18 protein-coding genes and 1 pseudogene are annotated in these 18,680 nt (G+C 68.3%); 11 read left to right on the top strand and 8 right to left on the bottom strand.

Annotation, left to right across the window (positions count from 1 at the left end):
• Nucleotides 1–17: 17 nt before the first annotated feature.
• Complete coding sequence (locus JNUCC0626_RS26365; RefSeq protein ID WP_394613449.1) at nt 18–1,154, bottom strand: hypothetical protein; 1,137 nt, start codon at nt 1,152–1,154, stop codon at nt 18–20.
• A 103-nt stretch (nt 1,155–1,257) separates the two neighbouring features.
• Nucleotides 1,258–2,055, bottom strand: coding sequence for a FadR/GntR family transcriptional regulator (locus JNUCC0626_RS26360; RefSeq protein ID WP_394613448.1), 798 nt, complete (start codon nt 2,053–2,055; stop codon nt 1,258–1,260).
• A 159-nt stretch (nt 2,056–2,214) separates the two neighbouring features.
• On the opposite strand from JNUCC0626_RS26360, the gene JNUCC0626_RS26355 reads away from it, so the two are divergent.
• The 4 genes from JNUCC0626_RS26355 to JNUCC0626_RS26340 all read left to right on the top strand — a co-directional run bounded on the left by JNUCC0626_RS26355 (nt 2,215) and on the right by JNUCC0626_RS26340 (nt 4,932).
• The gene (locus JNUCC0626_RS26355) at nt 2,215–2,367 is read left to right on the top strand and encodes a hypothetical protein (RefSeq protein ID WP_198680755.1); all 153 of its coding nucleotides are present in this window, start codon (nt 2,215–2,217) and stop codon (nt 2,365–2,367) included.
• A gap of 187 nt (nt 2,368–2,554) precedes the next feature.
• Nucleotides 2,555–3,802, top strand: a complete 1,248-nt coding sequence (locus tag JNUCC0626_RS26350) for an aKG-HExxH-type peptide beta-hydroxylase (protein WP_394613447.1) — start codon at nt 2,555–2,557, stop codon at nt 3,800–3,802.
• A gap of 20 nt (nt 3,803–3,822) precedes the next feature.
• A complete protein-coding gene (locus JNUCC0626_RS26345; RefSeq protein WP_394613446.1) occupies nt 3,823–4,008 on the top strand; it encodes a hypothetical protein in 186 nt (61 codons plus the stop codon).
• A gap of 192 nt (nt 4,009–4,200) precedes the next feature.
• Nucleotides 4,201–4,932, top strand: coding sequence for an LPXTG cell wall anchor domain-containing protein (locus tag JNUCC0626_RS26340; protein WP_394613445.1), 732 nt, complete (start codon nt 4,201–4,203; stop codon nt 4,930–4,932).
• Here the strand turns inward: JNUCC0626_RS26340 and JNUCC0626_RS26335 are convergent.
• Both JNUCC0626_RS26335 and JNUCC0626_RS26330 read right to left on the bottom strand, forming a co-directional pair.
• A complete protein-coding gene (locus tag JNUCC0626_RS26335) occupies nt 4,929–5,714 on the bottom strand; it encodes a phosphotransferase family protein (protein ID WP_394613444.1) in 786 nt (261 codons plus the stop codon). The genes JNUCC0626_RS26340 and JNUCC0626_RS26335 overlap by 4 nt on opposite strands.
• A 16-nt stretch (nt 5,715–5,730) precedes the next feature.
• On the bottom strand, nt 5,731–6,237 hold the full coding sequence (locus tag JNUCC0626_RS26330) for a DUF305 domain-containing protein (RefSeq protein ID WP_394622105.1): 507 nt from the start codon (nt 6,235–6,237) through the stop codon (nt 5,731–5,733).
• A gap of 143 nt (nt 6,238–6,380) precedes the next feature.
• On the opposite strand from JNUCC0626_RS26330, the gene ctaD reads away from it, so the two are divergent.
• From ctaD to JNUCC0626_RS26295, 7 genes are all read left to right on the top strand, one after another.
• Entirely contained in the window at nt 6,381–8,171 is a 1,791-nt protein-coding gene (gene ctaD / locus JNUCC0626_RS26325) for an aa3-type cytochrome oxidase subunit I (RefSeq protein WP_394613443.1), read from the top strand.
• Between the two features lie 81 nt (nt 8,172–8,252).
• Complete coding sequence (gene serB / locus JNUCC0626_RS26320) at nt 8,253–9,467, top strand: phosphoserine phosphatase SerB (protein ID WP_394613442.1); 1,215 nt, start codon at nt 8,253–8,255, stop codon at nt 9,465–9,467.
• On the top strand, nt 9,467–10,159 hold the full coding sequence (locus tag JNUCC0626_RS26315; protein ID WP_394613441.1) for a peptidyl-tRNA hydrolase: 693 nt from the start codon (nt 9,467–9,469) through the stop codon (nt 10,157–10,159). Before serB ends, JNUCC0626_RS26315 begins: the two co-directional genes overlap by 1 nt.
• Nucleotides 10,160–10,189: 30 nt before the next feature.
• Complete coding sequence (locus JNUCC0626_RS26310) at nt 10,190–11,569, top strand: phospholipase D-like domain-containing protein (protein ID WP_394613440.1); 1,380 nt, start codon at nt 10,190–10,192, stop codon at nt 11,567–11,569.
• Nucleotides 11,570–11,591: 22 nt separating this feature from the next.
• Nucleotides 11,592–12,167: a hypothetical protein gene (locus JNUCC0626_RS26305; protein ID WP_394613439.1), complete on the top strand. Its 576-nt coding sequence runs from the start codon at nt 11,592–11,594 to the stop codon at nt 12,165–12,167.
• 10 nt (nt 12,168–12,177) lie between these two features.
• Nucleotides 12,178–12,483 carry a helix-turn-helix transcriptional regulator gene (locus JNUCC0626_RS26300; RefSeq protein ID WP_394613438.1) on the top strand — a complete coding sequence of 102 codons (306 nt, stop codon included), beginning with the start codon at nt 12,178–12,180 and terminating at the stop codon, nt 12,481–12,483.
• Nucleotides 12,484–12,812: 329 nt separating this feature from the next.
• Entirely contained in the window at nt 12,813–13,406 is a 594-nt protein-coding gene (locus JNUCC0626_RS26295) for a hypothetical protein (protein WP_394613437.1), read from the top strand.
• On the opposite strand, the gene JNUCC0626_RS26290 is transcribed toward JNUCC0626_RS26295, so the two are convergent.
• The 4 genes and pseudogenes from JNUCC0626_RS26290 to JNUCC0626_RS26275 all read right to left on the bottom strand — a co-directional run bounded on the left by JNUCC0626_RS26290 (nt 13,375) and on the right by JNUCC0626_RS26275 (nt 18,663).
• A complete protein-coding gene (locus tag JNUCC0626_RS26290) occupies nt 13,375–15,294 on the bottom strand; it encodes an ATP-dependent DNA helicase (protein WP_394622104.1) in 1,920 nt (639 codons plus the stop codon). The genes JNUCC0626_RS26295 and JNUCC0626_RS26290 overlap by 32 nt on opposite strands.
• A 197-nt stretch (nt 15,295–15,491) precedes the next feature.
• Nucleotides 15,492–16,313, bottom strand: a pseudogene (locus JNUCC0626_RS26285) (TIGR04222 domain-containing membrane protein); the annotation flags it as partial.
• A 368-nt stretch (nt 16,314–16,681) separates the two neighbouring features.
• A complete protein-coding gene (locus tag JNUCC0626_RS26280) occupies nt 16,682–17,224 on the bottom strand; it encodes a biotin transporter BioY (protein ID WP_394622103.1) in 543 nt (180 codons plus the stop codon).
• A 116-nt stretch (nt 17,225–17,340) separates the two neighbouring features.
• Nucleotides 17,341–18,663 (bottom strand): glycosyltransferase, encoded by a 1,323-nt coding sequence (locus tag JNUCC0626_RS26275; protein ID WP_394622102.1) that lies wholly within the window; start codon nt 18,661–18,663, stop codon nt 17,341–17,343.
• Between the last annotated feature and the right edge of the window lie 17 nt (nt 18,664–18,680).

Raw genomic sequence — 18,680 nt, 5'->3', positions numbered from 1 at the left:
TGCGGACAGCCGACTTCTCAGCGGTTGCGCGCTTCCCGCCACAGCAGCGCCACCCCGTGCCCCGGCAGCATCCACGACCGCACGTCCAGATCGCCGAGCTGGTCCGGCCGCAGCCAGTGCGCCGCCTCCGTGCCCGACCGGAACGTGAACGGCATGATGCGGAACTCGTGCCCGGGGGAGTGGTCGACCGCGAGTTCGGTGGCGTCGAAGCTGATCGTGTCAACGTAGGACGGGTAGGGCGACTGCCAGTACGCGAAGCCGTCGTTGGTGCGCTGCAAGGAACGTGACGACACGGTGAGGCCGAGGATCGCGCGCACCACGTGGTCGTCGGCGATGCCGCTGAGGTCGCACTCCAGGATGCGCAGGTCGCTCATGTGGTCGAGCGGACTGAGCTTCGGCAGCGGGGCCATGGCTTCCCGGAAGAACGTCAGGTAGTTCGCCCACTGGTCGAACCGCACCTCGACGGGCGGGATCTGGCTCGGTTCGACGGACCGGCTCTGGCCTTCGTGGTCGAGGTAGTCGATGGAGATCTTGGTGGAGTCGCGGATGTCGTCGACCGAGTCGAGGAACAGCGAGGCGTCCGGCATGAAGTAGAGCTCGAACAGCGGGTAGCGGCAAGCGGCGCTGATCGTGTCGCGCAGGGTGGCGTTGCTGGTGGCGAAGATGACGAACCTGTCGACCGGGACGCTGTGCCGGAACTGGTGCGACTGGGTCGTGGTCAGGTGGTAGGTCAGCGTGTCGACGCCCTGCAGTTCCAGGCGGACGGTGGTGCGGGTGCTGATCGTCAGGTCGTCGCCCTTGGGGCGCATGCCGCTGCCGCCGAGCACGCCGGACACCACGTCATCGTTCTGCTGGCCGCTGCCGTAGATCTTCGTCAGGAACGTCCGCAGCACGTCGCTCGGCAGGAGGTGCTCGACGATGCCGGGGCCGGAGATGCGGCCGAGTTCGGTGACGAGCCGTTGGTGCAGGAAGAGTTCGTAGGTGCCCAGCAGGAAACCCGCCAGGGCCGGCAACGGCCAGAGCACCACGAGCACGTCGTGCAGCAGGCTGCGGGAGGTGGGTTGCCAGAGCAGGACCGCGGTCAGGTCGACGGCCGCGACGAGCAACAGCAGGAACGCGACGGTCAGCGCTTGTCGTTGTCTGCGCGCCGCCACCACCTGGTCGCCGCCCCCTCACTCCACCCCGTTGTCCATACATGGTGGGAGTGAAGGGGGTTCAGCGCCAGACCCTTTCGGTCCGTGTCGTACCAGCGCGACGTCAGCGCGACTTGCCCCAGATGGGGTTGTCTGACACCCCGACGTAGGTGCTCAGCGTCGCGCGCGGCTGGGTGTCGTCGGACGCCACGTCGTTGTACAGCCCGAGCAGGTGGGTGGTCATCGCGCTCTTCGAGCCCACCTCGTCGTGCCGGCGGAGGAACCAGATCACCTGCTCGTGCTCGTTCGCGGAGCGGTTGTGGATCTCGCGGGTCGGGTGCGCCTGCCGCTTGCAGTCCTGCAGACCGGGCACGAGAGCGTGGTACATCTGCTCGAGGAGTTCGTTGTGCGACGCGCGCATCAGTGCCGAGTGGAACTCCTCGTCCGACTCGATCACCTCCTGCATGTCGTCGATCGGCGCGCGCTGGTAGCGCTGGTTCAGCTTCGCGAGTTCGTCCAGTTCACCGTCGCCCGCGCGCACGGCGGCCAGCGACGCGGCGGTGGTCTCCAGCGCGATCCGCACTTCCAGCAGGTCGGTCTGGGAGAACTGCCGCGCGGCGAGCCTGCCCTCGAGGTGCTCCTCGACGGCGGCGAGATCGGTGCGGCGGACGTACCACCCGAGACCCCGGCGCACCTCGACGATGCCCTGGAGCTGGAGTCGCTGCAGGGCTGTGCGCAGCGACGACCGGGCGACGTCGAGCTTGCGGGCGAGCTCGGGCTCGGTGGGGAGGCGGTCGCCCGCCTTGAGGGTGCCGCCGATGATCTGCTCGCGGAGCTTCTGCTCGATGAGTTCCGGGAGGGGCCGTCGCGAATCAGGCGAGAGCGACCAGCTCTCGCCGAGATGGACGTCGTCGGCGGGCATTGGTCCAGCTTAGGCCTGTTGCCCTCGGGTTGCAACTTGTCTGGCAACCTGGCGACCGTTGACAGACAACCTACAACGCGGGACCCTTTAGTCCATGGCGAGACGCCCAGGACCGCCCACACCTGGGAGCACGTGCTCGCCTAGTCGGGAGGGAACGAGATGTCCGCAGGGAGTGCACTCGGAATCGCCGCCGCCGTAGCAGTCGCCGTCACCGCCATCGGCTGGCGGACGGTGATCACGATGATCGCCGTTTCGGTCGTCGCGCTGGCCGTCGTCGGCTTCGTGAACGTCACCAGCATCATGTTCGGCTGATGAGACCAACCTGAACCGTGCCCCGGACGCGTCGACCACAGGACGCGACCGGGGCACCTGCTTTTGTGTTGTGGAGGTCACTGTGTGGTCTAATTTCCGGCCATCAGGGCTGCGTCGACGTGGCGCGGTCATGACTCCATGGCGTCGGGGGACGTGAGTAGGGGTCGTTGGCATGGGTTCGCCCACCATGAGCAAGTTCGCGGTGCACTCGCTGCATGCGGCGCTGGTTCCTGCGCCCGCTCTGGTGGACGAGAGACGCGCCGTTTATCGCCTTGCGGTCGATATCTTCGCGCCGGGCACGGAGTTGTCCGACAACCTCGCGGATCACCCGATCGTCCGATTCGAGATCGGCAGGGTGCTCGCCGGTCACGGTGAGCTGGACCCGGATCGGCTGACCGCGGTCGCCTCGATGAAGGTGCGGGACGCGGGCGTGCACGTCGCCGCGGACCCGGCGGCGGCCGAGATGCTCCAGGACCCGCTGCGCATCGTCGCCCCTCCCGGCGCGAAGCCGGAGCCGCTCACCGAAGCCGACGGCGAACGGTTCGAGCGCGCGATGGTGGTGGTCGAAGAGGGCGTCCTGCTGCTGCGGAAGCTCGCGCCCGAGATGGCGGAGGACCTGCTCGCGCACGTCTCGATGCTCGCGGTGCTCAAGCGCGAGACCTCCGGCGGACTGGTGTCGGCGTCGTCGCGGTACGCGCCGGGACTCGTGCTGATCGACGAACCCGGCCTCCCGATGGAGGTCGCCGAAGCGTTGGTGCACGAAGGTGCGCACGAAAAGTTCTTCGATCTTGCCATCGCAAAAGATTTTCTTGACCTGAACGCCGAAGACGCGGATTATTTCGTGACTTCGTGGTCGCGTGCACAGTGGCCACTGGAACAGACGTTCGCGGCATGGCACGCCTACAGCTGCCTTGCGCAGTTCAATGCGTCAATCGGTCCCGAACAACTCGGCCCGGATTCATTGCTGGCGAAAGCAAGTGAACGCGCCGGAGAGATCGGCACGTGGTTGCACGCGCATGAAACCGACCTGCGTGCGGATGCGCGCTGGCTCCTTCACGCCTTCCGGGGCGACACGGATGAACTCAGTGGCAGGGTTGTTGCGCCGTCCCAAGTGGACGGTGTCACACTATCCCCTGAGATTGCAGTTCACCTCCACTTCTTCCTGCTCCCGGACGTGCGCCACAAGTGCACTGCCTCAGGTCGTGTGGTGGTGGGACGAGCGGCACAACCGCCCCAGATCTTCTGGCTCGACGCAGATTCGAGCTGGGTGCTGGGCCAGTGGCGCAACGATAGGGCGGAGAAAACGTTCGGGTGGATGCTCGCCCGGGCGACCGAGGAATGGAAGATCGACTCCGCCACTGCGGCGGAGAGACTCAGAACCGCACTCGGCTGGTTGCTCCGCACTTCGATCGTCGGGTCGCCCCAGGTAAATTAAACGCCTCCCGAGAAGGAACAATGACCTCCCCGAACCAGCCTTCGCGCCTGCCGCAGTTCCCGCAGAACACCGGCACGCCTGTTGCCCACCCCGTTCCTGGCGTGGGCCCGGTGATCGGCCAGCCGGTCACCCCTGTTCAGTGGTTCAGGCGCATGCCTACCGGGGGAACGGTCTACGTGAAGCCCGCCGAGGGCCAGCAGGGCTGATCACCACCTGATCTTCGAACGCCGGAACGGGGCCACTTCGCGGGCCCCGTCCGGCGTTCGGTCGTTTGGGACGCCACTTCACAGAGCAGTAACAACTCGGCCAACGGGATCACTGTTGATCGTGATTTAAGCCGTTCGGGGGACGTCGATCGTCTTAGATCGCGGCATCCGCCAACCCCACGGAGTGACCCGATGCGTTTGACGCCCCTGAGACGTTCCGGCCTGCTCGCCTCTGCCGCGCTGGCCGCCGTTGCCTCCCTCGTGCTGGCCACCAGTGCGTTCGCCGACGAGGCGACCACGGACGACCCGCGTGCGCAGGCCTTTCTCAAGTTCGTCGACGTCAACCATCCCGAGGCCTGCACCGTGGGCGGGCTCACCGGGTCTGTGGTCCTGCCTGACGGGTTCACCTACAGCGGCGGCGACAACACCAAGTACCTGAACATCACCGCGTTGCCCGCGGACGTCAAGGTCACGGGCATGGTGGTGCGGTCTGGTGACCTGCTGAACGTGTACCTGGTCGACAAGCTCGGTGACGTGCCGTGGAACGAGTTGCGCGCGCCGGTGCTCAACGGCGGTGAGTTGCCCGAGATCGGTCAGTGGTTCGGGTGCGGCATCAAGGAAGAGGAGCCGCCCACCAGCAGCTCGTCTTCGCCGACGTCCACGACCACCACCACGACTACGACCACCACTGAGTCGAGCTCGTCGTCGACGACTACTACGACCAGTGAGACATCCGTGCCGTCGTCTTCGAGCGAAGAGACTGCGGCCACCACTACTACGACCACGGTTGCGCCCGTGCCGGTGGCTGAGGTCGACGACCTCGCGGCCACCGGGTTCGGGTCCACGTGGCTGGTCGGGTTCGGGGCAGCGCTGGTGGCTGCCGGTGCCGCGCTCGTGCTGGTGATGCGCAGGCGTCGCGCCTAGCTGTGCTCTTTGAACACGCCCCAGAGCGTGGCGAAGAAGCTGCGTAGCTCCAGGTGGAACTCCACGTCTGAAGGAGTCGCTCCGCCGCCGTAGGTCTCTACGGCGCGTTGGGCGGCTCCTTCGTCGTTGGGGCCGATGGCGCAGGCCAGGTCCCACGCGATCGGGCCGCGCCAGGTGTCCTCGAAGTCGTTCCAGACCGGGCCGGACGGGGTCACCATGACGTTGCCGTGGTGCGCGTCGCCGTGCAGCGGTTGGACGTCGAGGAGGTTCCAGCGCGACCGCAGTTCGGCGAACTGGGCTTGGAGCGGCTCCAAGGGGACGCTCAGGTCGCCCAGATAGGTGAGGGTGTTCTCCAGATCGTCCAGAGGGCCGCGCACGGGTAGAGGGCCGTCGTAGTGCCGTAGTTCGGCGTGCAGTGCGGGCAGCAGCTTCAGGACGTCGTGGCGGGGGAGCCTCGTGTCCGGGTCGTGGGGGACGAACGTGCTGAACGACACCACGAAGCCGTCGTGGGTGTGAGGGCCCGCGGGGAGCTCATCAGACGGCATCACGACCGGCACGCCGCGCTGAGCCAAGAAGGTCGACACCGCCAGGTCACGGGCGAAGTGAGAGGCCACCGAGGGGCGCATGAGGGCCGTGCGGCCGGCGATGCGGGCGACCACCGGGGCCGGGCGCAGGTGCACAAGGACGTTGCTCGCGGCCTTCAGGACCACCGGATCGGTGCACACCACGCCGTGCGAGGCCGCCAACGAGACGGCGGCGCGCACGGACCCATGAACGTTCACGCCGAGAAGGTTGGCATCAGCCTTGGGGGAGGAACGACTCCATTTCCGCGATCTCCTTCTCCTGGTGGCTGACGACGTCCTGGGCGAGCTTGCGGGTCTCGGGGTCGGTGCCGGCTGTCAGGTGCTTGCGCGCCATGTCCACGGCGCCGCGGTGGTGCTGGATCATCAGCGACAGCCACTGGCGGTCGAACTCGGTGCCGTCGAGGTCGGCCAGGTTGCCGAGGTCGACCATGCCGTGGTCCTCGGTGTGGCCGTGCGAGGTGTGCGAGGACGCCTTCACCGGCGCGTTCCACGTCCGCAGCCAGCCGTTCATCCGGTCGATCTCCGGCTGCTGCACGTCCGCGATCCGCTTGGCCAGGTCGATCACGTGCGAGTTCTCCGTGCGGGACGCCACCAGGCCGGACATCTCGAGCGCCTGTTCGTGGTGCGGGACCATCCCCTGGGCGAATTCGACGTCCGCGGAGTTGTGCGTGGCCGGAGAGCCACAGGCGGCCAGCAACAGGACAGATGCGACAGCGAGCATTCGGAGCACGGCGGCAGGATACGTGTGACCTGCGCTACGCCGCTGGCCACCGGCCGTGGCCCACCCGAATGGAGCTGATCGGCTCCGTCTAATATCCCGGGGAGTTTCCCGAACGACTGGTCCCACCAAGGCCTGGAGGCACCGTGACGGCCGTAGCCCCGCAGCCGATCGCAACGCGTCCTTATCCGACGCGCACTGCGGTCAAGGGGTCCTTCCTGCTGCGGATGTTCCGCACCACGGACCACAAGCAAATCGGCATCATGTACCTGGTCACCTCGTTCGCCTTCTTCATGGTCGGCGGCGCGATGGCCATGCTGATGCGGACCGAGCTGGCCCGGCCCGGCATGCAGTTCCTCTCGCAGGAGCAGTTCAACCAGCTCTTCACGATGCACGGCACCGTGATGCTGCTGCTGTACGCGACGCCGATCGTGTTCGGCTTCGCCAACTTCGTCCTTCCGCTGCAGATCGGCTCGCCCGACGTGGCGTTCCCGCGGCTCAACGCCTTCTCGTACTGGCTGTACCTCTTCGGTGGCCTGATCGTGATGGCGGGCTTCGTGACGCCCGGTGGCGCGGCTGACTTCGGCTGGTTCGCGTACACGCCGCTGTCGAGCGCCATCCACTCGCCCGGCGCGGGTGCCGACCTGTGGATCTCCGGCCTGGTGGTCGGTGGTCTCGGCACCATCCTCGGCGCGGTGAACATGATCACCACCGTGGTCTGCCTGCGCGCGCCCGGCATGACGATGTTCCGGATGCCGATCTTCACCTGGAACATCCTGGTGACGTCGGTGCTCGTGCTGCTCGCGTTCCCGATCCTGACCGCGGCCCTGCTGGGCCTGCTGGCGGACCGGCATCTCGGCGCCCACGTGTTCGACCCCGCCAACGGCGGTGTGATCCTGTGGCAGCACCTCTTCTGGTTCTTCGGGCATCCGGAGGTCTACATCGTCGCCTTGCCGTTCTTCGGCATCGTGTCGGAGATCTTCCCGGTGTTCAGCCGCAAGCCGATCTTCGGTTACAACGGCCTGGTCTACGCGACGCTCGGCATCGCGGCCCTGTCCGTCGCCGTGTGGGCGCACCACATGTACGCGACCGGCGCCGTGCTGCTGCCGTTCTTCGCCTTCATGACGTTCCTCATCGCTGTTCCGACCGGTGTGAAGTTCTTCAACTGGATCGGCACGATGTGGAAGGGCCAACTGACGTTCGAGACGCCCATGCTGTTCAGCATCGGCTTCATCGTCACGTTCCTCTTCGGTGGTCTGTCCGGCATCCTGCTGGCCGCGCCCGCGATCGACTTCCACGTGTCCGACACGTACTTCGTCGTGGCGCACTTCCACTACGTGCTCTACGGCACGATCGTGTTCGCGACCTTCGCGGGTATCTACTTCTGGTTCCCGAAGATCACGGGCCGGTTCATGGACGAGCCGCTCGGCAAGCTGCACTTCTGGACGACGTTCCTCGGCTTCCACGCGACGTTCCTCGTCCAGCACTGGCTGGGCAACGAGGGCATGCCGCGCCGGTACGCCGACTACCTGGCGTCCGACGGCTTCACGACGCTCAACATGATCTCCACGATCGGTGCCTACATCCTGGGCGCGTCGACGCTGCCGTTCATCTGGAACGTCTTCCGCAGCTACCGCTTCGGTGAGGTCGTCACGGTGGACGACCCGTGGGGTTACGGCAACTCGCTGGAGTGGGCGACCTCGTCTCCGCCGCCGCGGCACAACTTCACCGAGCTGCCCCGGATCCGTTCGGAGCGCCCGGCGTTCGAGCTGCACTACCCGCACATGATCGAACGCATCCGGAACGAGGGTCACGTGACCTTCACCGGCAAGACGATCGCGCACAAGGACGCCAAGCCCGCTCCCTCGGAGCTGGCCGCGGCCGCCATGAAGTCGGGTACGGCGTCCGAGAAGGACGACCCGGACCACGACAAGTAACCTGCTCTTCACAGGTTCAACGACGAGCCCCGGCTGCCTCGCGCGGCCGGGGCTCGTCGCGTCTGACGAGGAGACGACGACGTGAAAACGCCCGTGCTGATCACCGTGACCGGTCCCGACAAGCCCGGTGTCTCCTCGGTGCTCTTCGCCGTGCTGACCCGCCACGGCGTCGAGGTGCTGGACGTCGAGCAGGTCGTGATCAGGGGACGCCTGGTGCTCGGCGCGCTGGTCTCGACCGAGCACGACCCCGAGGGCCTGCAGGAGTCGGTCGAGCAGGCCATGGCCACCGTCTCGATGCACGTGGAGATCGAGATCGGCGCGGACTCGAAGCGCACCGCGCGCCTCGAGTCGTCGCACGTGCTGATCGTGCTCGGCCGCCCGGTCACCGCGAAGGCGTTCACCGAGGTCGCGCGCCGGCTCGCGTCCCTGGGCGTCAACATCGACGCCATCCGCGGCGTCGCCGACTACCCCGTCACGGGCCTTGAACTGCGCGTTTCCGTCGCGGACGACACCATGGAGCACGACGCGGCGCTGCGCTCGGCGCTGGCCGAGGTGTCGGTGCGGGTCGGGCTCGACATCGCCGTCGAACGGGCCGGGCTCACCCGCCGGGCCAAGCGCCTCGTGGTGTTCGACGTCGACTCCACGCTGATCCAGGGCGAGGTGATCGAGATGCTGGCCGCGCACGTCGGGTGCGAGGAGCAGGTGCGCGAGATCACCGAGGCCGCGATGCGCGGGGAGCTCGACTTCGCCGAGTCGCTGCGGCGCCGGGTCGCGTTGCTGGAGGGCCTCGACGAGAAGGTGCTGGAGGAGGTCGGGGCGACGCTGGAGCTCACGGCAGGTGCCCGCACGACGATCCGCACGCTGAAGCGCCTCGGTTTCTTCTGCGGGGTGGTGTCCGGCGGGTTCACGTCGGTGATCACCAATCTCGCCGACGAGCTCCAGCTCGACTTCTGCGCGGCCAACACGCTGGAGGTCGTGGACGGCAAGCTGACCGGCCAGGTGATCGGCGAGATCGTCGACCGGCCGGGCAAGGCCGTGGCGCTGCGCCGGTTCGCCGACGAGGTGGGCGTGTCGCTCGCCCAGTGCGTGGCGGTCGGGGATGGCGCGAACGACATCGACATGCTCAACGCCGCCGGTCTCGGCATCGCGTTCAACGCCAAGCCCGCGTTGCGCGAGGTGGCCGACACCGCTTTGTCGCACCCGTTCCTCGACGCCGTGCTGTTCATCCTCGGCGTGACGCGCGCCGAGGTGGAGGCCGCCGACGCCGCCGATGGCCTGGAGCTGACCCGGCTGTGATGATCCTCGACCTGATCGCTTCCGAGTACTACGCAGCCAGAAAAAATGTGACCGAGTCCGAAGTCCGCGCGATGCCGATGGTGTTGCGCATCGAACGCGTCGACCCGCCGTCGCGGACGGCGCTGCTGGAGGCCGCGGCTGCTTCGGCGGTCGCGGTGTGCCTCGATCCCCGCGCGGACGTCGACGGGGAGTGGCACGAGGCCGTGCGTTCGTGGGTGGCCGGGCGGATCCGCAAGGTGTCGCGGCGGGCTCGTGGGGTGCAGTGGGAGGCGGTGCAGGAGCTGCCCGGCGTGACGGTGACGGTGGACGGCGCCTCGGTCCGTTCGCTGCTGCCGGTGCTGGTGTCGGAGACGCCCCGGGAGGTCGCGAAGCTCCAGATCTCCGGGTCCGACCTGCCGTTCGACGAGCCGGGCGCGGTGCCCGAGGGCGCGCGGCTGCTGTACGTGAACCCGCGCGTCGAGATGTCCGCCGGCAAGCTCGCGGCGCAGGTCGGGCACGCGTCGATGCTGCTGGCGCCGACGTTGTCCGTGGACGAGCTGAAGGCGTGGACCGCGCTCGACTTCCGCTGTGCCGTGCGGACGCCGTCCGTCGCGGAGTGGGACTCGCTGGTGGCGCGCGGGGACGTCGTGGCCGTGCGGGACGCGGGTTTCACGGAGGTCGAGCCGGGCACGACGACGGTCATCGCCGTTTAGGTACGGGCGAAACGGGTAAATCCGCGTTTCGTGGGCTTACTCGACGTTCTTGACGCCCGGCTCGGCGACGGGCTGGAGAACATGCTGTGCTCGCACCACACGCGCCGGTTGCGGCGACTGGGGTGGGGCGAGGTGCTCGACGGCGAGAGCACGGGGTGGTTCACGCCGCTCCGGCCCGTGCAGCACGGGAACTCCGTCGAGATCCTGGTCGACGGCGCCACGGCGTTTCCCGTGGTGGCCAAGGCGATCGAGAATGCGCGGAAGTACGTGCACATCGCGAACTGGCACGCGTCGCCGGACTTCCGGCTGACCCGCGAGCCGGGCGCGCCGCAGTTGCGCGAGCTGCTTTCCGCTGCCGCGGAACGGGTTCCGGTGCGCGTGCTGATGTGGGCGGGCCCGCCCGTGCCGATGTTCGAACCGACGCGCAAGCGTGCTTTGGCCGCGCAGAAGGCTTTCTGGGACTCCGGTGCCGTCCGCTGCGAGCTGGACGCACGGGAGCGGACGATGCACTGCCACCACGAGAAGGTCGTGATCGTCGACGACGTGGCGTTCGTCGGCGGCCTCGACATGACGGCGGTGGAGGGCGACCGACACGACTCGCCCGAGCACCCGCCGCGCGACCTGGGCTGGCACGACCACGTGGCCAAGCTGGAGGGCCCGGTCGTCGCCGAGGTGGCGGCGCACTTCGCGGCGCGGTGGCTGGAGATCGCGGGAGAGACGCTGCCCGCGCCCGAGGTGCCGCCCGAGGCCGGGTCGTCGTCGGTGCAGCTGGTGCGGACGATCCCGGAGAAGACGTACTCGTTCGCCCCGCACGGCGACTTCAGCCTGCTGGACTCGTACCTGCGCGCGCTGCGGGCGGCGGAGTCGTTGATCTACGTGGAGAACCAGTTCCTGTGGTCGCCGGAGATCACCGAGGTGCTGCTGGAGAAGTTGCGGCGGCCGCCGTCGGACGAGTTCCGGATGGTGTTGTTGTTGCCGCAGAAGCCGAGCAACGGCGCCGACACCACCCGTGGCCAGCTCGGCCGGTTGCTCGACGCGGACACTGATGATCGTCTGGTGGCCGCAACACTGGTGGCGCATGGTGATGCGCCGGTGTACGTGCACGCGAAGTTGTCCATTGTGGATGATCGGTGGATGTCGATCGGGTCGGCGAACCTGAACGAGCACTCGTTGTTCAACGACACCGAGGTGAACGTCGTGACCGACGACGCCTCGGTCGTGCGGGCGACGCGGTTGCGGCTGTGGTCGGAACATTTGGAGGCGGATGTTTCCGGCCCGGCGCACCGCGTCGTCGACGAGGTGTGGCGGACCGAGCTGGAGGGGTCCGGCCGGGTGACGTCCTTGCCCGGTGTGTCCCGTCGTGCCGGAAGATTGCAAGGACCGTTACGTGGATTGCTGGTCGACGGCTGACCTGCGGCGCTAGTTTGGCGACGTGGCCAACGAGGTGACGATCCCGCTGCTGCCGTGCGCCTCCATAGACGAGGTGGCCGAGTTCTACGTGATGCTCGGGTTCACCGTCACGTACCGGCAGTACCGCCCGAACGAGTACCTGTCGGTGCGGCGGGAGGAGATCAACCTCCACTTCTTCGGCATCCCGGGGTTCGACGTCACGTCGTCGTACAGCTCGTGCCTGATCCAGGCCGAGGACCCGCGCGAGCTGTACGAGGCGTTCGCGGCGGGGATGCGGGCCGTCTACGGGCAGGTGCTGCTGAGCGGGATCCCGCGGATGACCAGGCCCCGGCGGGACGGGTTCCTGCTGGTCGACCCCGGTGGGAACTGGGTGCGCGTGGTGCCGGCGGTGCGGGAGCGGCAGGAGCCGGGGCGCAACGGGCTGTCGCGGGCGTTGACGAACGCGGTGACGCTGGCCGGGTCGCACGGGGCCGAGCGGCAGGCGTTGAAGATCCTCGAAGGGGCGCTGGTGCGGGAGGTGCACGCTTCGGAGGAGGAGCGGGCGTCGGCGCTGGAGTTCCGCGAAGAGCTGCTTGAACGGCTTAATCTACATAGGTAGTCTTAGTGGCGTGGAGCCACTGCAACGCATCGGCAAGGCCACCGTCGACGTGCTCGAGGTGCTGCTGGGCGCCGACGAGCCGCGGTGGGGGCTGGAGATCATCAAGCTCACCGGCCGTCCGTCCGGGAGCGTCTACCCGTTGCTGGACCGGCTGGAGCGGGCCGGCTGGGTGACGTCTGCCTGGGACGACGACGCGGAACGGCGTGGGCCGCGCAGGCGGATGTACCGGCTGACTCCGGAAGGGGCCGCTGAGGCGCGCAAGGTCGTGGCCCGTGCCGCGCCGGCTCCTCGGTTCGTGCCTCGGGCGGCGCAATGAGGGTCGCGTTGTGGTTGGTGCGGGTCGTGGCGTCGGACGCGCGCTGGCGTGAGCAGTGGGAAGCGGACGTGGTCGGGGCTCGTGAGCTCGGGATGTCGCCGTGGTCGGTGGCGTTCGGGGCGGTGCGGGCCGCTGTCGTGATGCCTGGGAGAGGAGCCGTTGTGGTCGGTCCGTTGGGGATTGCGTTGAAGCACGCCGGGACGCCTCGGAAGCGGGTGCTCATGCTCGCCGTGGTGTCGGCGTTGTTGTTGGTGGGCGGGGTCGTTCTACTATTCGCTTGAGCAAATTGCTCCGTGTCGTTTTGAGTGATTCGGGCTTAGCTTCGGGCGGTGGCCAACGAACTGACAATCCCGCTCCTGCCGTGTGTGGACATCGACGAAATGGCGTCGTTCTACGAGATGCTCGGCTTCTCCGTCACCTATCGGCAGACGAAGCCGAACCCGTACGTGGCTATGCGGCGCGAAGACTGCAACCTGCACTTTTACGGGATGCCCGGACATGTTCCGGAGGAGTCGCACAGCACGTGTGTGGTGATCGTGGAGGACACCGGGCCGTTGTACGAGGCCTTTGCGGCGGGGATGCGCGCGGTGCACAAGAAGGTGCTCATCGCCGGCATCCCGCGGATGACCCGGCCTCGGCTGCGCAACGACCGGTACACCGGGTTCGTCGTCGTCGATCCGGGCGGCAACTGGGTCCGGTTCAGCAAGGCCGCTCAGGAGCCCGAGGCGAAGACCCCGCTGGCCCGTGCCATGGAGAACGCTGCACGGCAGGCGGACGCGCGCGGGGACGAGCGGCAGGCGTTGAAGATCCTCGAAGGCGCGTTGAAGAAGGCCGACGCCTCCGAGGACGTGACGGAGGCCGAGGCCTTCCGCGACGAGTTGATCGAACGGATCACTTCGTCTGGGCAGCGTCCAGACGCTTGAGCGCGGCCCGGACGACCTCGGGGTCGTAGGTCGTCCAGAACGGCGGCAGCGAAGCCCGGATGAAACCGCCGTAGCGGGCCGTGGCGATGCGCGGGTCGAGGACCGCCACCACGCCCTTGTCCGACATCGACCGCAGCAGACGGCCCGCGCCCTGGGCCATCAGCAGGGCGGCGTGCGTGGCGGCGACGGTCAGGAAGCCGTTGCCGCCGCGTGAGCTCACCGCCTTCTGCCGGGCCGACGCCAGCGGGTCGTCCGGCCGGGGGAACGGAATCCTGTCCATGATCACGAGCTGGAGGCTGGGGCCGGGCACGTCCACGCCCTGCCACAGCGACAGCGTGCCGAACAGGCACGTGCGCTCGTCCTCGGAGAACTTCTTGACCAGCAGGCCCGTCGCGTCGTCGCCCTGGCAGAGGATCGGGTAGTCGATCCTGTCCCGCAGCGCTTCGGTGGCGGCCTTGGCGGCGCGCGTCGAGGAGAACAGGCCGAGCGCGCGCCCGCCGGCCGCGTTCACCAGGCCCTCGATCTCCTCCAGGTACTCGGGCGGCAGCCCGTCGCGGCCCGGCTGCGGCAGATGCCTTGCCACGTAGAGGATTCCGCTCGTGCCGTGCTGGAACGGCGAGCCGACGTCGAGGCCCGTCCACTTCGGACCGTCGATGTCCTTCTCGGTGGCCGCGCCCTCGATCTTGCGGACCTTCTCCGACGGCGGCAGCCCCCACTGGCGCGCCATCGTGTCGAAGGCGCCGCCGAGTGTGAGCGTCGCGGACGTCAACACCGTGGTGCGCTTGGCGAACAGCCGTTCCCGCAGCAGCCCGCCGACACCGAGCGGGGCGACCCGCAACGACGGCGCCTTCTGGTTGAAGTCGCCCGACACCCACACGACGTCGCGTTCCTCGTCGAACGCCTCCAGCACCCGCACCGCGCAGTCGTGCACTTCTTCGAGGAGGGCGAGGGCCAGCTTGCGCGCCGTCGCCCCGTCCGGGTCCTCCTTGCGTTCCGAGCCCATGGCCGCCATGCAGTTGTGCGCCGCGTTCCTGGTGGCGGCGAGCGCACCCGAGAGGGCGCGCGGCAGGGCGTCGAGACGGCCCGACGGCATGTCCTCGAGGATCATCGCGAGCCCGTCGCCGGACTCGGCCAGCGTGTCCGCGATGTCCTGGTCGATCAGCCGGCCACAGCGGCGCGCGGCCATGCCGACGCTCGACCCGCTCAGCTCCTCCGTCGCCACGGACGTGATGCGGTCGACCAGGTCGTGCGCCTCGTCGATCACCACCACGTCGTGGTCGGGCAACACCTGGTAGCCCTCCAACGCGTCGATGGCGAGCATCGCGTGGTTCGTGACCACCACGTCCGCCTTGCCGGCCTCGGCGCGCGCCCGTTCCGCGAAGCAGTCGGCCCCGATCGGGCACTTGCTGACGCCCAGGCACTCCCGCGCCGTGACGCTCACCTGCCGCCACGCCTGCTCGCTGACACCGGGCACCAACTCGTCGCGGTCACCGGTCTCGGTGTCCGACGACCACTCGTGCAGCCGCTTCACCTCACGCCCGAGCTTCGACACCGCGAACGGGTCGAACAGCGCGTCCTCCTCGGGCTCGTCCGGCGCCCCGTTGTGCACGCGGTGCATGCACAGGTAGTTACGGCGGCCCTTGAGGATCGCGTACGTGGGCTCCCGCCCCAGGTCCTTCTTGAGCGCCTTCGACAGCCGCGGCAGATCCCGGTCGACCAGCTGCCGCTGCAGGGCGATCGTGGCCGTCGACACGACCACCGTCTCGTCCTCGGCCACCGCGTGCCGGATGGACGGCACCAGGTAGGCGAGCGACTTGCCGGTACCCGTGCCCGCCTGCACGGCGAGGTGCTCGCCCGTGCGGATCGAGTGGTCGACGGCCTCGGCCATCTCCACCTGACCAGGGCGCTCCGCACCGCCGACGGCGTGGACGGCGGTTTCGAGAAGGCTCAGGGTGGGGGGAACTTCAGGCACGAGAGAGACCGTACCCGGCAGGTCCGACAGTCTCGCCGGACCCGCGAGAGGAAGGCGGTTTTCAGGATGTGCTCGAGGAGCTGTGGCGGTGGGCCGAGGCCCGAAGCCGGGGCTCAGTCGCCGCCGCCTCCACCACAGCCGCCGCCGCATCCTCCGCCGCCACAGCTGCTGCCCCCGCTGTCACCCGACGAACAGCTGCTGTCCGACGAGCACCCGCCACCGCAACTGCTGCTGGACGTCGTCTCACGCCCCGGCAACATCCCGATCGCGAGCGCGGACAGCCCGAACATGCCCGCGATCGCCATCCCACCGGCCCGGCCGCGCAACCCTCGGGCCGCGACCGCGCCGATCGGGTCGCGGGAGTTCGCCCGGTTCTGGGCGCGCTTCACCAGCACGTACCCGGCGCGGGTGCGCAGGCGGCCGGGGTCGCGGGCGCGCAGGACCGAGGCCCAGATCAGCGCGACGACACCGGCGGCGAAGAAGTACCAGAACGGGAACTCGGTCAGCGGCGGCGCGAAGTCGAGGAAGTCCACCAGGAGGTCCGGTGCCACGGCGCTGAGCACTCCGGCGATGAAGAGGAGTGGCGTCAGCAGGAACAGCCACGGGTAGAGGCGCGGCCGGTAGGAACGGCGGCGGCGCAGGAGTTTGCGGTTGATCAGGTGGGTGCGCAGGCCGTCGGCCTCGGGGGAGGCGAACGCGCCGTAGATGACGTCGTTCAGGAGACGGCCGTGGCGCAGACCGCGCAGGATCTGGGCCTCCAGCGGGGTCGCGGGGCCCTGGCCCGGCACGTGGACGGCGCTCAGCACGCCCTCGCGCGAGACCCGGACCAGGCCTGCCTGGATCAGGCGGGCCAGGGCGACCTCGGCCGCGCGGGCCGGGCCGCCCGCGAGGCAGCCCAGCTCTTCGGGGGTATGCGTCGTCACGCGGATTTCTCGGCCGCGGGGCCTACGTCGTTACGTCGGCCATGATCCGGTCGTACAGGTCGAGGGACGCGAGGGCGTGCGAGACCTTCAGCGGGACGGCCGAGCCTCGGCGTGAGGCGACCAGTTCCAAGATCGGGAGGTCGGGCCAGCGGGCGGCGGCCAGTTCGCCGTGCGGGACTTGCTGACGATCTCGTGCGGTGTTGGGAGCGCAGGGCCCTCCCGGGGGCTGACCACCCGACCCCTCGCAACACGAGGCCAACGGCGCGCTCGGGTTGTCAAGGTGCTGCTCGCCGATCTAAAGATGCGCACCTGCCACAAGGCCCGGCAGGCGCGCATCCAAGAAAGACAAGTACTCCCCAGGTGTGACCACCCGGTCCAAGCTACCGACGGCGGACGAGCGCCCAGGCTCCCGGCAGCACACCCGCGGCGAGGGCGATCTTCAGCGCGTCGCCGATCAGGAACGGCAGCACGCCGACGGCCAGCGCCTTGCCCAACGACATGCCGGTGGCGGCCATCAGCCACGGCACACCCACCGAGTAGATCGCCAGGTTGCCCAGCGCCATCAGGCCGATCGTGCGCAACGGCGTGCGGTCGCCGCCGCGTCCGGCCAGGTACCCCACCAGGGCACCGGCGAACACGAAGCCCACGACGTAGCCGAGCGACACCGGGACGCCGGACGAGCCTCCCTGGAACCACGGCACGCCCGCGACGCCCGCGATCAGGTACAGCAGCATCGAGGTCGCACCTCGTTGCCAGCCAAGTGAAGCGCCGACGAGCAGTGCGGCGAACGTCTGGCCCGTCAGCGGAACCGGGCTGCCCGGAATCGGCAGCGCCACCTGAGCGGCGAGTCCGGTGAAGGCGGCACCGGCGACGACGAGCGTCAGGTCGCGGACGAGGGCTCCCGGCACGAAGTCGGCGAGCACGGTGCGACGGGGCGCGAGTGCGAGTGTCACGTTCCCTCCCAGGCGGAATCGAGAGAACCTGAGATTAACCACGCCGACTCGAGAACGTCTTTGTTCCATGTCCGCAAAGTGACCGGTCACACATCGAGTGCGACCTTGCCGGCGACGCGGTCGTCGTTGCGGCGCGTCTTCGTCCAGCCGTTGTTACCGCGCACCAACCGGATCAGCGCGCGCCACGATGTGATGTAGAACGTGTAGATGTACAGCGCGTAGCCGAACCCGTACATGATGGACTTCCAGAACCCGACGGGCACACAACGCGCGCGGTAGACAGGTCCCCACAAGACGAACGGCAACAAACCAAAGGCGCCGTACACGGTGAAGAGGATCCACGCGCCGTCGAAGAACCACGACACGACTTCCGACGGCGACACCACGAACCGGTACGCCATCATCGCCATCGGAATCGGGTAGATCAGCGTGCCGAGCAACTGCATCCACGGCTGCGCGAGGTAGTACATCATCTCCGCCGCCCCCAACGTCGTCAGGTGCTCGGAGTCCCAGATGCGGCGCAGGTACCGCATGCACTGCATGGTTCCCTGACCCCAACGGGTCCGTTGAGCCAGGAAACGCCGCAACGAGTACAACGCCTCCTGGTTCACGTGAGTGTCCAACGAGAAGCCCGTGTGCCATCCCGCCGTCAGCAGGTGCACGCCGAGTTCGAAGTCCTCCAGCAACGACCCGCGCCACGGTGACCCGGTCGGGCCCGCGATGGAGTCCAAAGCGGACAGTCGGGTGAACTGTCCGTTGCCGCCCATGGAGATCGTGCCCGTCGCACCGCGCGACATCTGGATCGCCGCGATGGCCGTGCGGAACTCCAGGTCCTGCATCCGCACCAGTCCGGCACCGAACGCCCGACGCCACCAGGTCACACCCGGTTGTCTCAAGCCAGCGTTGATCATCCGCACGTCCACCTGGACGGCACCGATGCGTGGATTGCCGAAGAGATGAGTCGCCGCGCAGACTTCCAGGCAGTTCGGCGCCGGCCGTCCATCCGCGTCCACCACCACGACGATCGCGCGGTCGGCGTCGGCACGACGGCCCATCCACATCTTCAACGTGCGGTAGGCGTCGTTCAGCGCGTTGCCCTTGCCGGTGCGCGCGTACGGCCGTTGGCGTTGCACGAGATGGATCTGCGGATCGCGCACACCGCCGTTGCGCTTCAACGTCCGCACGACACCGGCGGTGCGATCGTCGGAGTCGTCGTCGATGACCCACACGTGCGCGATGGGGAACGTCTCGCGCAGGTACCTGATCGTGCCGCCGATGACGGCCTCCTCGTCGCGGCACGGCACGAAGAAGTGCCACTCCAACGACGACGGCTCGCCCACGGGTGCGGGCTTGCGCCGCAGGTACGGCACCACGATCACGAACACGTACGTCACGAAGGCGACGCTCATCGTCAGAGCGAGCGCCT

Origin of the sequence: Lentzea sp. JNUCC 0626 (genome assembly GCF_043632865.1) — a bacterium.
Classification (GTDB): Bacteria; Actinomycetota; Actinomycetes; order Mycobacteriales; family Pseudonocardiaceae; genus Lentzea.
Note: the sequence above shows the minus strand (reverse complement) of the source record. Positions and strands in the feature narration are given on the sequence as shown.